General features: G+C 73.7%; 10 protein-coding genes. 2 read left to right on the forward strand and 8 right to left on the reverse strand.

The genetic code is table 11. From position 1 onward, the window contains the following. The first annotated feature begins 25 nt into the window (after positions 1–25). Both Sdagh_RS11445 and Sdagh_RS11450 read left to right on the forward strand, forming a co-directional pair. Complete coding sequence (locus Sdagh_RS11445; RefSeq protein WP_190077946.1) at positions 26–5,050, forward strand: ATP-dependent helicase; 5,025 nt, start codon at positions 26–28, stop codon at positions 5,048–5,050. A 35-nt stretch (positions 5,051–5,085) separates the two neighbouring features. After that, entirely contained in the window at positions 5,086–5,907 is an 822-nt protein-coding gene (locus Sdagh_RS11450; RefSeq protein ID WP_190077945.1) for a DNA-formamidopyrimidine glycosylase family protein, read from the forward strand. 106 nt (positions 5,908–6,013) lie between these two features. Here the strand turns inward: Sdagh_RS11450 and Sdagh_RS11455 are convergent, their stop codons facing one another. The 8 genes from Sdagh_RS11455 to Sdagh_RS11490 form a co-directional block, all read right to left on the reverse strand. Further along, positions 6,014–6,322 carry a hypothetical protein gene (locus tag Sdagh_RS11455; protein WP_226535034.1) on the reverse strand — a complete coding sequence of 103 codons (309 nt, stop codon included), beginning with the start codon at positions 6,320–6,322 and terminating at the stop codon, positions 6,014–6,016. 44 nt (positions 6,323–6,366) lie between these two features. Continuing rightward, positions 6,367–6,837: a Dps family protein gene (locus Sdagh_RS11460; protein ID WP_189420816.1), complete on the reverse strand. Its 471-nt coding sequence runs from the start codon at positions 6,835–6,837 to the stop codon at positions 6,367–6,369. Positions 6,838–7,061: 224 nt separating this feature from the next. Continuing rightward, positions 7,062–7,445 (reverse strand): helix-turn-helix domain-containing protein, encoded by a 384-nt coding sequence (locus Sdagh_RS11465; RefSeq protein ID WP_189420814.1) that lies wholly within the window; start codon positions 7,443–7,445, stop codon positions 7,062–7,064. Between the two features lie 109 nt (positions 7,446–7,554). Beyond that, positions 7,555–8,100: a CinA family protein gene (locus Sdagh_RS11470; protein WP_189420812.1), complete on the reverse strand. Its 546-nt coding sequence runs from the start codon at positions 8,098–8,100 to the stop codon at positions 7,555–7,557. Continuing rightward, positions 8,097–9,017 (reverse strand): CDP-diacylglycerol--glycerol-3-phosphate 3-phosphatidyltransferase, encoded by a 921-nt coding sequence (gene pgsA / locus Sdagh_RS11475; protein ID WP_189420809.1) that lies wholly within the window; start codon positions 9,015–9,017, stop codon positions 8,097–8,099. The genes Sdagh_RS11470 and pgsA overlap by 4 nt, the downstream gene beginning before the upstream one ends. After that, the gene (gene rimO, locus Sdagh_RS11480) at positions 9,014–10,549 is read right to left on the reverse strand and encodes a 30S ribosomal protein S12 methylthiotransferase RimO (protein WP_226535036.1); all 1,536 of its coding nucleotides are present in this window, start codon (positions 10,547–10,549) and stop codon (positions 9,014–9,016) included. Before rimO ends, pgsA begins: the two co-directional genes overlap by 4 nt. Before the next feature lie 118 nt (positions 10,550–10,667). Then, positions 10,668–11,540 (reverse strand): helix-turn-helix domain-containing protein, encoded by an 873-nt coding sequence (locus Sdagh_RS11485; RefSeq protein ID WP_189420807.1) that lies wholly within the window; start codon positions 11,538–11,540, stop codon positions 10,668–10,670. Positions 11,541–11,802: 262 nt separating this feature from the next. Then, positions 11,803–14,526 carry a DNA translocase FtsK gene (locus tag Sdagh_RS11490; protein WP_190077944.1) on the reverse strand — a complete coding sequence of 908 codons (2,724 nt, stop codon included), beginning with the start codon at positions 14,524–14,526 and terminating at the stop codon, positions 11,803–11,805. Positions 14,527–14,563 lie beyond the last annotated feature (37 nt).

Here is a 14,563-nt window from a genome sequence, read left to right on the forward strand (position 1 = left end):
CAGTGCCGGGGTGCACGATGGACGCATGGTCAGCTCCGCGCACCGAGCCCTGGACAGCTTCTCCCCCGCGACCCGCGGCTGGTTCGCGGGTGCCTTCTCCGCGCCCACCGCCGCCCAGGCGGGCGCGTGGCAGGCCATCGGCGAGGGGTCGGACGTGCTGGTGGTCGCCCCGACCGGTTCCGGCAAGACCCTGGCCGCCTTCCTCGCCGCCCTGGACCAGCTCGCCTCGACGCCCCCGCCGGCCGACCCGAAGAAGCGCTGCCGCGTTCTGTACGTCTCGCCCCTCAAGGCCCTCGCCGTCGACGTGGAGCGCAACCTCCGCAGTCCGCTCACCGGGATCCGGCAGGAGTCCGTCCGCCTCGGCCTGCCCGAGCCGGAGATCAAGGTCGGCATCCGCTCCGGCGACACCCCGGCCGCCGAGCGCCGCGCCCTGTCCACCCGCCCCCCGGACATCCTGATCACCACGCCCGAGTCCCTCTTCCTGATGCTGACGTCCGCCACCCGCGACGCGCTGACCGGCATCGAGACGGTGATCCTGGACGAGGTCCACGCGGTCGCCGGCACCAAGCGCGGCGCCCACCTCGCCCTCTCCCTGGAGCGGCTCGACGAGCTGCTCCCGCGCCCCGCCCGCCGTATCGGCCTCTCCGCGACGGTCCGCCCGGTCGACGAGGTCGCCCGTTTCCTCTCCCCGCGCCGCAAGGCCGAGGTCGTCCAGCCCCCGTCCGGCAAGGAGTTCGACCTCTCCGTCGTCGTCCCGGTCGACGACCTGGGCGAACTGGGCGGTTCCCCGGTGGCGGACGGCAACGACGGCGCGGAGCGCCCCTCCATCTGGCCGCACGTCGAGGAGCGGATCACCGACCTCGTCCAGTCCCACCGCTCCACGATCGTCTTCGCCAACAGCCGCCGCCTGGCGGAGCGCCTGTGCAACAGGCTCAACGAGATCGCCTACGAGCGCGCGACCGGCGAGTCCCTGGAGGAGCACCACTCCCCCGCCGAGCTGATGGGCGGCTCGGGCGCGGCCCAGGGCGCCCCGCCCGTGATCGCCCGCGCCCACCACGGCTCGGTCTCCAAGGAGCAGCGCGCCCAGGTCGAGGAGGACCTCAAGGCCGGCCGGCTGCCCGCCGTGGTCGCCACCTCCAGCCTGGAGCTGGGCATCGACATGGGCGCGGTCGACCTCGTCATCCAGGTCGAGTCGCCGCCGTCCGTGGCCTCCGGCCTCCAGCGCGTGGGCCGCGCCGGCCACCAGGTCGGCGCGGTCTCCACCGGCGTGGTCTTCCCGAAGTACCGCGGCGATCTCGTCCAGGCCGCCGTCGTCACCGAGCGGATGCGCACCGGCGCCATCGAGTCCCTCAGGATTCCCGCCAACCCGCTGGACGTCCTCGCCCAGCAGCTCGTCGCGATGACCGCCCTGGACACCTGGCAGGTCGACGACCTGCTCGCCACCGTCCGCCGGGCCGCGCCCTTCGCCTCGCTCCCGGAGTCCGCGTTCACCGCGGTCCTGGACATGCTCGCGGGCCGCTACCCGTCCGACGCCTTCGCCGAGTTGCGCCCGCGCGTGGTGTGGGACCGGGTCGCCGGCACGGTCACCGGCCGCCCCGGCGCGCAGCGCCTCGCCGTCACCTCGGGCGGCACGATCCCCGACCGGGGCCTGTTCGGGGTGTTCCTCGCCGGGGCCGACCCGAAGAAGGGCGGCGGCCGGGTCGGCGAGCTGGACGAGGAGATGGTGTACGAGTCCCGGGTCGGGGACGTCTTCACGCTCGGCACCAGTTCCTGGCGCATCGAGGACATCACCCGTGACCGCGTCCTGGTCTCGCCGGCCCCCGGTGTGCCGGGGCGGCTGCCGTTCTGGAAGGGCGACCAACTGGGCCGCCCGCTGGAGCTGGGCCGGGCCCTGGGCGCCTTCCTGCGCGAGGTCGGCTCGCTCACCGAGGAGGACGCCCGGCTGCGCCTGCTCGCCGCCGGACTGGACGACCGCGCCGCCGGCAACGTCCTCGGCTACCTCGCCGAGCAGCGCGAGGCCTGCGGTCACGTCCCCGACGACCGCACGATCGTGGTCGAGCGCTTCCGCGACGAGCTGGGCGACTGGCGCGTCGTGGTCCACTCCCCGTTCGGCGCCCAGGTGCACGCCCCGTGGGCGCTCGCCCTCGGCGCCAAGCTGTCCGAGCGGTACGGCATGGACGCGCAGGTGATGCACGCCGACGACGGCATCGTGCTGCGCCTGCCGGACGCCGACCTGATGGGCCTCGACCTCCTCGACCGGGAGCCGGGCAGGTCCGGCACCGAGTACGACGCGGAGCGGTCCCCGGTCGGTGCCGCCGATGTCGTCTTCGACAAGGGCGAGGTCGACCGGATCGTCACGGACCAGGTCGGCGGTTCGGCGCTGTTCGCGTCCCGGTTCCGCGAGTGCGCCGCCCGCGCGCTGCTGCTGCCGCGCCGCAGCCCCGGCAAGCGCACCCCGCTGTGGCAGCAGCGCCAGCGGGCCTCGCAGCTCCTGGAGGTGGCGAGCGAGTTCGGCTCGTTCCCGATCGTGCTGGAGGCGGTCCGCGAGTGCCTCCAGGACGTGTTCGACGTCCCCGGACTGGTCGAGCTGATGGGCGACCTGGAGGCCCGCAAGGTCCGCCTGGTCGAGGTCACCACCCCGGAACCCTCCCCCTTCGCCCGCTCCCTCCTCTTCGGCTACGTCGCCCAGTTCCTCTACGAGGGTGACTCGCCGCTCGCCGAGCGCCGCGCCGCCGCCCTCTCCCTCGACTCCCGGCTGCTGGCCGAGCTGCTCGGCCAGGCGGAGCTGCGCGAGCTCCTCGACGCCGAGGTGCTGACCGAGCTGGAGCGCGAGCTGCAGTGGCGCACCGAGGACCGCCGCGTCAAGGACGTGGAGGGCGTGGCCGACCTGCTGCGCGTGCTCGGGCCGCTCACCGACGCCGAGCTGGCCGAGCGGGGTGCCGAGCCGCAGTGGGCCCCGGAGCTGGCCACCGCCCGCCGCGCGATCAAGGTCAGGATCGCCGGCGCCGACCACTGGGCGGCGATCGAGGACGCGGGACGGCTCCGCGACGCCCTGGGCACGGCCCTGCCCGTCGGCGTGCCCGAGGCCTTCACCGAGCCCGTCAAGGACCCCCTCGGTGACCTCCTGGCGCGCTACGCCCGCACGCACGGCCCCTTCACCTCGGCCACCGCCGCCGCCCGCTTCGGCCTGGGCGTCGCCGTCACCGACGGCGCGCTGCAACGGCTGACGGCGGCGGGCCGGGTCGTCCAGGGCGAGTTCCATCCGGCCGGCATCGGCCAGGAGTGGTGCGACGCGACCGTGCTGCGCCGCCTGCGCCGCCGCTCCCTGGCCGCGCTGCGGCACGAACTGGAGCCGGTGCCGCCGGCCGCGCTCGCCCAGTTCCTCCCCCAGTGGCAGCACATCGGCAAGGGCCACGCGCTGCGCGGTGTCGACGGTCTGGTCCGCGCGGTCGAGCAGCTCCAGGGGGCGTCGGTACCGGCCTCCGCCCTGGAGAAGCTCGTCCTGCCGTCCCGGGTGGCCGACTACAGCCCCGCGATGCTCGACGAGCTGACCGCCGCCGGGGAGGTGGTGTGGGCGGGCGCGGGCTCCCTGCCCGGCAAGGACGGCTGGCTCTCCCTCTACCTGGCGGACAACGCCCCCGTGCTCCTGCCCCCGCCGCACCCCCTGGAGACCACGGCCCTGCACCAGTCCGTTCTGGACGCCCTCGCCGGCGGCTACGGGCTCTTCTTCCGCCAGATCGCCGACCAGGTCCGGGCCACGACCCACCCCGACGCGACCGATCCGCAGCTGGCCGACGCCCTGTGGGACCTGGCCTGGACCGGCCTGCTGACCAACGACACGCTCGCCCCGCTGCGCTCCTTCCTGGGCTCGGGCCGCACCGCGGGCTCCACCGCCCACCGCGCCAGACGCGGAGTCCCGCGCGGGCGCTACGGCTCCCTCTCGGCCGCGGCCCGCCCCGCCTCCCGTACGGGCCCGCCGACCGTCGCCGGCCGCTGGTCGCTCCTGCCGGCCCGCGCGACCGACACCACCGTCCGGGCCCACGCCCTGGCCCGCACGCTCCTCGACCGGCACGGCGTGGTGACCCGGGGCGCCGTCTCGGCGGAGGGCGTCGAGGGCGGCTTCTCGGCGACGTACCGCGTGCTGTCGGTCTTCGAGGAGAGCGGCCAGGCGCGGCGGGGCTACGTGGTGGAGGGCCTCGGCGCGGCCCAGTTCGCGATGGACGGCGCCGTGGACCGGCTCCGCGCGGTGGCCAACGCCCGCGACCGCGGCACCGGCCCCGCACCCACGCCAGGCGGCAGCCCCTACGGCAACCAGTCTTCGACACACTCCGGCCCGTACGGCGACCAGCACCCGGCGGACACCAACCCGTACGGCATCCAGCCCGCGCCGGGCGCCGACGCCCACGCGGCCCCGGGAACCCCCACGGAACCCGACTGGTCCACCGACGCCCCTTTCCCCGCGCTCGACACCGACTTCGCCGCCCCGGCGCCCGAGGGCGAGTACGGGGACTACGGCCCTTACCCCGCACCGGGTGCCGGCGGCCCCCGCGGCGGCGGCACGCCCTACGCGGCCCCGGGCCCCGGCTTCCCCCGCGCATCCCACGGGCGCGCCGGCCACCCCGGTCGCCGGGACCGCCCCGACCGCTCCTCCACCCCCGGCTCCCGGGCCGTCGTCCTGGCCGCCGCCGACCCGGCCAACGCCTACGGCGCCGCACTTCCCTGGCCCGAGCCCCCGACCGGCGCCGGACACAAACCGGGCCGCAAGGCGGGTTCCCTGGTGGTGCTGGTCGACGGCGACCTGGCCCTCTACATGGAGCGCGGCGGCAAGACGCTGCTGGCCTGGCCCGCGGACCCCGAGACGGCCGCGACCGACGACGTCCGGCTGCGCGCGGCCACCGAGGCACTGGCGGCCGCCGCGCGCGACGGCGCGGTCGGCACGGTCACCGTGGAGCGGGTCAACGGCACGGCCGCGCTGACCTCCCCGCTGGGCACCCTCCTGGAGGAAGCGGGGTTCGTCGCCACCCCCCGGGGCCTGCGCGTCCGCGGGTGAGGCACAGCCGCGCGCCCTCGTGCCACCCTTGACCCATGCCCGAAGGAGACACGGTCTGGCAGGCCACGAAGCGGCTGCACGCGGCCCTCGCGGGCAGGGTGCTGACCCACACCGACTTCCGTGTGCCCCAGTACGCCACCGTCGACCTCACCGGCCGTGCCGTCCTCGACGTCACACCGCGCGGCAAGCACCTGCTCACCCGGATCGAAGGCGGGCTGACCCTCCACTCTCATCTCAGGATGGACGGCACCTGGAAGGTGTTCGCGCCCGGCCGGCGCTGGAGCGGCGGCCCCGCCCACCAGATCCGCGTCGTCCTCGGCACGCACGACCGCACCGCCGTCGGCTACCGGCTGCCGGTTCTGGAGCTGATCCGCACCGCCGAGGAGGAACGGGCCGTCGGCCACCTGGGCCCGGACCTCCTGGGCCCCGACTGGGACGCCGACCGCGCCCTGGCGAACCTCCTCGCGGACCCCGCCCGTCCGCTCGGCGAGGCCCTGCTCGACCAGCGCAACCTCGCCGGCATCGGCAACGTGTTCAAGAGCGAGCTGTGCTTCCTGCTCGGCGTCACCCCCTGGCTCCCCGTCGGTGACCTGCCCGCCGACCGCGCGGCCGTCCTGCCCGCCCTCGCCGCCCGGCTCCTGGAGGCCAACCGCGACCGCCCGGTCCGCAACACCACGGGCCGCCGGAACCCGGCCCTGTTCGTCTACGGCCGCGCGCCCCGCCCGTGCCTGCGCTGCGGCATCCCGATCCGCGTCGCCGACCAGGGCGACGGCTCGCGCGACCGCCCGACCTACTGGTGCCCGGCCTGCCAGACGGGCCCGGCCCCTACGCCCGCCCACCGACACCCTCGCCTCTAGGCGTTCGGATCACGCCGCAAACGCGGGGACCCGCCCCTCACATATGGCTCCACCCCACGTCCCCACCCCACCCCCGTCACCCGGGCCGAGGCCATCCCCGCCCCCGTCACCCGGGCCGAGGCCCATCCGCACCCCGGTCCCCCCGCTGCTCCGCATCCCCCCACCGCCCCGCGGCCCGCGCCCCGTCCGCGTCTCCCACCCGCCAAGCCCGCCGCCACCGCCCCTCCCGTACCGCCCCTTCCGCCCGGCGTCTCGCCACACAGTGCACCGGCAGCACGCTCAGCCCCCACCCGCCGGCCGCGACCGCTCCTTCCACCACACCGGTGTCGGAGGACAGCGTCAGCCGCAGCACCGCCCACCACCACACCGCCCCGAGCCCCAGCGCAGCCCCCCGGCGCACTATTCGCCCCGGCATGCTCCGTCACCTCCAGGCCCGCGTACGCCCCGGGAGGAGCGGCCTCACCCGTTCTCGGCCTGGAACATCCAGTGCTGCTTCTCCAGGTCGGCCGTGACCTGGATGAACAGGTCCTGCGTCACGGGGTCGGGATCACCTGTCGCCGCGATCCGCTCCCGCATCCGCCCGATCACCGCGCCGAGGGCGTCCACGATCGCCGCCACCGCCGTCGAGTCGTCGATCCAGCCCTCGGGCGTCGCCCCGATGCCGCTGCCGACCGCCACGGTCGCGGCACGTCCGTCGGGCGGGACGCCCAGCGCGGCGGCACGTTCGGCGACCGTGTCGGAGTGCGTGCGCGCGGTGGCGACCACCTCGTCGAGCTGGAGGTGCACGGATCGGAAGCGCGGCCCGACCACGTTCCAGTGGATCTGCTTCGCCACGAGGGCCAGGTCCACCAGGTCGACCAAGGCTCCCCGCAGCGCCTCCGACACGGTCTTCAAACTCGCGTCGGACAGCGGGCTCTTCACGACGTACATCCGCACCTCCGTCGGCCTGCCCCCGTCATCCCTCCACGATGACCGCAGCACCGACCACCGGCAAACGCACCCGCACCCGCACCCGCACCCGGAACGCGCGGACCTCGTCCCCCACCCACACATGCGAAAACCCCGACCCACCGCTCCGAATCCATCTCGGAGCGGCCCTGGCCGGGGCCCTGCACACTTCCTCACGCCGGGCGGACCGCCGCACGGCATGTCGCTCAGGCGGCGACGACATCCACCGCTTCGGCGGGCGCCTTGATCGTCACCCGTTCCGGTGGCACACCGGTCACCGACACGGAGCCCAGCATCGGACGGCGCACCGGCGTGGGAACGGTTTCGCTCGGGGTGGCCGCCGCGGACTGCGCCAGCTCGGCGAGGGCCAGTTCGTCGCTCACTTCCCGCATGAGTTCGGACATCCGTACGTCCAACGCGTCGCAGATGGCGGAGAGCAGCTCGGAGGAAGCCTCCTTCTGCCCCCGCTCCACCTCGGAGAGATAGCCGAGTGAGACTCGGGCGGACGAGGAGACTTCGCGCAGAGTACGGCCCTGGCGCTGGCGCTGCCGACGCAGCACGTCACCCAGCAGGCGACGGAGCAGAATCATCGGTGGCTCCCTCCTCGGACCGCGTAGCCGCATCCTTCTCGCCCCACCGTACCGCCTCGCGCCGCGGCCGTGCGGGGAGCGATGTCGTGTTCACTCAGGGCTGCAAACATCAAAACCCCCCGTTCTGTTCCGTATCCTGTGCCCGCTCATTCCTGGTCTGTTCGCCCACCAGCTCCCGCAGAAGCAAGGCGAGTACGCTCCGTACACTCTCCCTACGGATTTCCGCACGGTCGCCGTTCAACCGCAGCCCCTCCACTTTTCCGCCAGAGGCAGAACCCTTGGCTGCGCCGGAGGGTCCGTCGACGGCGACGAAGACCGTCCCGACCGCCTGTCCGTCCTGGGGGTCCGGGCCGGCCACGCCGGTCGTCGCGACACCCCAGTCCGCGCCGAGCGCCTTCCGTACGCCCGTCGCCATCTGGGCGGCGACCTGCGGGTCCACCGCGCCGCGCGCCGCCAGCAGACCGGCGTCCACCCCGAGCAGCCGGTGCTTCAGCTCGGTGGCGTAGGCGGTGACCGATCCCCGGAAGACCCGGGACGCGCCGGGGACCGAGGTGATCTCCGCCGCCACCAGGCCACCGGTCAGCGACTCGGCGACCGCGACGGTCGCGCCGTTCACTGTCAGTAGTCGCACCACATCGGCGGCCTCGGGGCTCAAACTTCCGTCTCCTTCAACGCCGCCTCGCGGTCGGCGATTCCCTTCCTGCGCAGCACAATGGCCTGTTTCACATAGTCGAGGCCGGTCACCACGGTGAGGACGACCGCCACGGCCATCACCCAGAACCTCAGGGTCGCCAGGGGGCCCGTGAGCGCCAGCACGTACATACCGACGGCGACGCCCTGGGTGAGGGTCTTGAGCTTGCCGCCCCGGCTGGCGGGGATGACGCCGTACCGGATGACCAGGAAACGCAGGAGGGTGATCCCGAGTTCCCGGCCGAGGATCACGGCGGTGACCCACCACGGCAGGTCGCCCAGGGCGGAGAGACAGATCAGCGCCGCCCCCATGATCGCCTTGTCGGCGATGGGGTCGGCGATCTTCCCGAAGTCGGTGACGAGGTTGTACGTGCGCGCCAGGTGACCGTCGAACAGGTCGGTGATCATGGCGATGGCGAAGGCGGCCCAGGCGAACGACCGCCAGGCCGGGTCGTCTCCGCCGTTGCCGAGCATCAGCGCGACGAAGACCGGCACCAGGACCAGGCGCAGCATCGTCAGCAGATTGGCGACGTTCCAGACACTGGCCTGGTCGACGGCGGCGGCGACGATCTTCCCGCCGCGCGGGGCGGCCCCGCGCCCGGCACCCCCCTCGGCCTCCGTCCCCGGCCCGGCCGCACCACCGGCGTCGGTGCCGCGCCCGCCCGAAACCCGTCCCCCGCGCTCACTCCCGGAGCCCCGGCCGGCCCCCGGCCCGTGCCCGGTGCGCTCCACCGCTCCCGGCACCGCTCCTGACACCGCCCCCGAGCCCGATCCCGGAACCGCCCCGGCCACCGCTCCCGGTACGACCCCGGGTACGGCACGCGAGCCGATCCGCCGCGCGCCGGAGGAGCCTCCCGCCGCGGACGCCGGTGCTCCGGTCATCTGCCCGCCTCCTCAGTACACGCGGACGAGTCCTCGACGCGGCCGTCCTCGCCGGGACCCTCGTACGAGCCCGCCAGCGGCTCGGCCACCAGGTCGACGCCTTCCGTGCCGACCACCTTCGCGTCGACCATACGACCGACCCGGAGCCCTTCGCCGCTCGTGAGCAGCACCTGGCCGTCCGTCTCGGGGGCCTGGTGGGCGGCTCGCCCGTACACGCCCTCGTCCCCGCCGGTGGACTCCACCAGCACCCGCACGGTCGAGCCCACCCGCTCCTCGGCACGCTGCGAGACGAGTTCCTCGGCCAGCCGGGAGACCCGCGCCAGCCGCGCGGCGACGACGTCCTCGTCCAGCTTGCCCTCGTACCCGGCGGCCTCCGTGCCCTCCTCGTCGGAGTAGCCGAAGACCCCGATGGCGTCCAGCCGCGCGTGGTTCAGGAACCGCTCCAGCTCGGCCAGGTCGGCCTCGGTCTCCCCGGGGAAGCCCACGATGAAGTTGGAGCGCACACCCGCCTCGGGTGCCTTGCTCCGGATGGTGTCCAGCAGTTCCAGGAAGCGGTCGGTGTCGCCGAAGCGGCGCATCGCGCGCAGCACGTCCGGCGCGGAGTGCTGGAAGGAGAGGTCGAAGTACGGGGCGACCTTGGGCGTCCCGGTCAGGACGTCGATCAGGCCGGGCCGCATCTCGGCCGGCTGGAGGTAGCTGACCCGCACCCGCTCGATGCCGTCGACCTCGGCCAGCTCGGGCAGCAGGGACTCCAGCAGGCGGATGTCGCCGAGGTCCTTGCCGTAGGAGGTGTTGTTCTCGGAGACCAGCATGACCTCCTTGACGCCCTGCTCGGCCAGCCAGCGCGTCTCGTTCAGGACGTCGCTGGGGCGGCGGGAGATGAAGGAGCCCCGGAAGGAGGGGATGGCGCAGAAGGAGCAGCGCCGGTCGCAGCCGGAGGCGAGCTTGACCGAGGCGACCGGGGAGCCGTCCAGGCGGCGGCGCAGCGGCGCGCGCGGCCCGGAGGCCGGGGCGAGCCCCTCCGGGAGATCCGCCGGCGCGGACTCGTCCACCTCCCCCGCACCGTGCCCCGGAAGCGCCACGGCGGCCCCGGCGTCCTGCCGCGCGGCCGGGCTGATCGGCAGCAGCTTGCGCCGGTCGCGCGGGGTGTGCGCGGCGTGGATGCCGCCGCCCAGGATGGTCCGGAGCCGGTCGGAGATGTCGGCGTAGTCGTCGAAGCCGAGCACGCCGTCGGCCTCGGGGAGGGCCTCGGCGAGTTCCTTGCCGTACCGCTCGGCCATGCAGCCCACCGCCACCACGGCCTGCGTTCTCCCATGGCCCTTGAGGTCGTTGGCCTCCAGGAGGGCGTCCACCGAGTCCTTCTTGGCGGCCTCGACGAAGCCGCACGTGTTCACCACGGCGACGTCCGCGTCCTCGGCGTCCTCCACGAGCGTCCAGCCGTCCGCCTCCAGACGGCCTGCGAGCTCCTCGGAGTCCACCTCGTTACGGGCGCAGCCAAGGGTGACGAGTGCGACGGTGCGGCTTTCAGGCATGGGCTCAAGACTACTTCGTCCCGCCGACAGCCCCCGTCGACGGGGTTGGCCGATTGTGGCCGCCCCCGTACCGTCCCGCCGCTCCGCGTCCCCGTTGCGCCCCCTTTGTCCGGCCTGTTCAGCCGACCTCGGGATCGCCCTTGGTGTACGTCAGCCGCTCCACGGAGCCCGGCTGGAAGTCGTCCTCGATCTTCTTGCCGTTCACCTGGAGCTGGATCGCGCCGGCGTCCCCGAGGACCAGCTCGATCTTCTCGCTGTCCTGGAAGGTCTGGGAGTCGCCCTGGTCGAGCACCCCGTCGAACAGCTTCCGGCCGTTGTGATCCTTCGCGGAGATCCAGCTGCGGCCGTCCGTGGCGCTGACCTGGACGGTCACCTTGTCCTGCGGTACGGCGGCGATGGCGCTGTCGCTCGGCTTGGGCGCGGCGGGCTTGACGGGATCGGCGGACGCGGAGGCGGAGGCGCTCGCGGTCGCCGTGGCACCCTCGGCCACGCTGGCCTCGGTGGCGCCGTCGTCCCCGTCGCCCTTGACCATGGTGAACCCGACGAAGCCGATCACCGCGACGATCGCGGCGACCATGGCGGCGGTCCAGTTGGGCCCGCGCCGCTCCGGACGGATGCGCTCCGCCTCGAACAGCGGCGCGGCGGGGGTCGGCTCCGGCACACCGCCGCGCTCGGCGGCGTACTGGTCCAGCAGGGGCGCCGGATCGAGGCCGACGGCCCTGGCCAGCGTACGGATGTGACCCCGGGCGTAGACGTCCCCGCCGCAGGGCGCGAAGTCGTCGGCCTCGATGGCGTGCACGATGGCGATCCGCACCCGGGTGGCGCCGCTGATGTCGTCGACGGTCAGCCCGGCGGCGATCCGCGCCTGCCGCAGGACGTGGCCGATGGAGGGGCGGGCTTCCGCAGTAACGCCATCGGACACGTCGTCGGGCGCGGCTGCGAACGGACGCTCGTCTTCGGGGGAGTTGCCGGGAGAGTTGCCGATGGACACGGGGGCGCCTTTCGAGCGGTTGGCCGCCTGTGCTGGACGTTCAGTCTAGGGGGGGTACGAACGGGTGGGGCAACCGGGCGGTGGGACTTTGTACGCCATCGGAATGGCCGTCGGGACGGCCCGTCGGACCGGCCCGGCAGCCCGATGATGACGCGGTCGTTCGTCGCTTTCCTCAACTTGACGTGCGTCGGGGGGAAACGGTTGCCCACCGTTGCATTGCGGATGGATCACGGCGTCCGAACCAGCCGGCGCAGCCGTTTCCCTACCCTTCAGACTCCCCCCGGATCACGGCCAGCACGCCGTCCAGTTCGTCAGGCTTCACAAGAACGTCACGCGCCTTCGAACCCTCGCTCGGCCCGACGATGTTCCGCGACTCCATGAGGTCCATCAGCCGGCCGGCCTTGGCGAAGCCGACCCGCAGCTTGCGCTGGAGCATGGACGTCGACCCGAACTGGGTGGAGACCACCAGCTCGGCCGCCTGGCACAGCAGGTCGAGGTCGTCGCCGATGTCCTCGTCGATCTCCTTCTTCTGCTTGGTGCCGACGGTGACGTCGTCCCGGAAGACGGGCGCCATCTGGTCCTTGCAGTGCTGGACGACCGCCGCGACCTCCTCCTCGGTCACGAAGGCGCCCTGCATGCGCGTCGGCTTGTTCGCGCCCATCGGGAGGAACAGCCCGTCGCCCTTGCCGATGAGCTTCTCGGCGCCCGGCTGGTCGAGGATGACCCGCGAGTCGGCGAGCGAGGAGGTGGCGAAGGCGAGCCGGGAGGGCACGTTCGCCTTGATGAGACCGGTGACGACGTCGACGGAGGGCCGCTGGGTGGCGAGCACCAGGTGGATGCCGGCCGCGCGCGCGAGCTGCGTGATCCGCACGATCGCGTCCTCGACGTCCCGCGGCGCGACCATCATCAGGTCGGCCAGCTCGTCGACGATCACCAGCAGGTACGGGTACGGCTGCAGCTCGCGCTCGCTGCCCTCGGGCGGCTTGACCTTGCCCTCGCGCACCGCTCGGTTGAAGTCGTCGATGTGCCGGTAGCCGTAGGCCGCCAGGTCGTCGTACCTGAGGTCCATCTCCCGTACGACCCACTGGAGGGCCTCGGCGGCCCGCTTCGGGTTGGTGATGATCGGCGTGATCAGGTGCGGGATGCCCTCGTAGGCGGTCAGCTCGACGCGCTTGGGATCGACCAGGATCATCCGGACGTCCTCCGGGGTCGCCCGCATCATGACCGAGGTGATCAGGCAGTTGATGCAGGAGGACTTGCCGGAGCCGGTGGCGCCGGCGACCAGCATGTGCGGCATCTTCGCCAGCGAGTGCATGACGTACCCGCCCTCGACGTCCTTGCCGAAGGCGACCAGCATCGGGTCGTCGTCCTCGGCGGACTCCGCGAGCCGCAGCACGTCACCGAGGTTGACCATCTCCCGGTCGGTGTTCGGGATCTCGATGCCGACCGCCGACTTGCCGGGGATCGGGCTGATGATCCGCACGTCGGGGCTGGCGACGGCGTACGCGATGTTCTTGGTCAGCGCGGTGATCCGCTCGACCTTGACGGCGGGGCCCAGCTCGACCTCGTACCGGGTGACCGTCGGCCCGCGGGTGAAGCCGGTGACCCGGGCGTCGACCTTGAACTCGGTGAAGACGGTGGTCAGCGACTCCACTATGGCGTCGTTGGCGGCGCTGCGGGCCTTGCCGGGGCCGCCGCGGGTGAGGAAGTCCAGGGACGGCAGGGCGTAGGTGATGTCCCCGGAGAGCTGGAGCTGCTCGGCGCGCGGCGGCAGCTCGCGCTCCTCGGCGGGCGGCTTCTTGGTGAGGTCGGGGACCGGGCCGCTGGGCGACTTCTCCCGCTGGGACCGGGCACCCGGCACCGGCTTGGTCGCGGGGAGGGGGGTCGGCGTGGTCTGCTCCCGTTCCCCGCTGCCGACGCCCTGGGTGAGGTCGGCGACCAGCGGCGACGGCGGCATCCCGTGCAGCACGGCACCGTCCAGCGCGGCCGCCGCGGCGGCGGCGACGTCCACGGCGTCCGGCTGCCGCTCCCCGTCGGGCCCCGGCAGGGCGGACCGCCGGGGCCGGCCGCGGCGCCGGGTGGTGAGCGCCTCCTCCTCCGCCGGGTCGGGGTCGTACGACCGCGGGGCGGGCCCCCGGCGTCCGCGGGACCCGGCGGCGGGGAGCGCCTCCCGCCACTGCTCCTCGTACCGCTCGTCGTCGTCGGTGAGGACCACCGGATCGCGGACGAGGCCGAGGCGGACGCCGAGCAGCCGCAGCCGCTGCGGGATGGCGTTGACGGGCGTGGCGGTGACGACCAGCAGCCCGAAGACGGTGAGCAGCACCAGCAGCGGCACGGCCAGCACGTCGGTCATGGTGTAGGACAGCGGCGTCGCCACCGCCCAGCCGATCAGCCCGCCGGCGTCTCTTATCCCCTGCATGCCGTCGTCCCGGGCCGGTGAGCCGCAGGCGATGTGGACCTGGCCGAGGACGCCGATGACGAGCGCGGAGAGGCCGATCACGATCCGGCCGTTGGCCTCGGGCTTCTCCGGGTGGCGGATGAAGCGCACGGCGATGGTGAAGAGCAGGATCGGCACGAGCAGGTCGAGCCGCCCGAAGGCGCCGGTGACCAGGATCTCGACGAGGTCGCCGACCGGGCCCTCGAGGTCGGCCCAGGTGCCCGCGGCGACGATCAGCGCGACGGCGAGCAGGAGCAGCGCCACGCCGTCCTTGCGGTGGGCCGGGTCGAGGTTCTTGGCGCCCTGTCCTATGCCGCGGAAGACGGCGCCGACGGCGTGCGCCAGACCCAGCCAGAGGGCGCGGATCAGCCGGAAGACGGCGTTGGTGGGGTTGGGCGCCGGAGCGGGCGCGGGTCTGCGCGCCGCGGCCTTCCGGGCGGGAGCCTTCCTCGGGGGTGCCTTCTTCGCGACGGCCTTCTTCGCCGGAACCTTCGCGGGAGCCGCCTTCTTCGCGGGCTGCTTCTTGGCTGCGGAGGGACGTGAGGCCATAGGTGTGAGGTTACCGGTGGAGACGGCAACGGACACG

This window comes from Streptomyces daghestanicus (assembly GCF_020521275.1).
GTDB classification, from domain to species: Bacteria; Actinomycetota; Actinomycetes; order Streptomycetales; family Streptomycetaceae; genus Streptomyces; species Streptomyces griseoviridis.

Bases quoted from the DNA above. Each gene is read 5' to 3' on its own strand.
- Sdagh_RS11490 (WP_190077944.1), bottom strand. From the start codon at position 14,526: ATGGCCTCACGTCCCTCCGCAGCCAAGAAGCAGCCCGCGAAGAAGGCG.
- Sdagh_RS11460 (WP_189420816.1), bottom strand. From the start codon at position 6,837: ATGTACGTCGTGAAGAGCCCGCTGTCCGACGCGAGTTTGAAGACCGTG.
- Sdagh_RS11450 (WP_190077945.1), top strand. From the start codon at position 5,086: ATGCCCGAAGGAGACACGGTCTGGCAGGCCACGAAGCGGCTGCACGCG.
- Sdagh_RS11445 (WP_190077946.1), top strand. From the start codon at position 26: ATGGTCAGCTCCGCGCACCGAGCCCTGGACAGCTTCTCCCCCGCGACC.
- Sdagh_RS11455 (WP_226535034.1), bottom strand. From the start codon at position 6,322: ATGCCGGGGCGAATAGTGCGCCGGGGGGCTGCGCTGGGGCTCGGGGCG.
- Sdagh_RS11465 (WP_189420814.1), bottom strand. From the start codon at position 7,445: ATGATTCTGCTCCGTCGCCTGCTGGGTGACGTGCTGCGTCGGCAGCGC.
- rimO (WP_226535036.1), bottom strand. From the start codon at position 10,549: ATGCCTGAAAGCCGCACCGTCGCACTCGTCACCCTTGGCTGCGCCCGT.
- pgsA (WP_189420809.1), bottom strand. From the start codon at position 9,017: ATGACCGGAGCACCGGCGTCCGCGGCGGGAGGCTCCTCCGGCGCGCGG.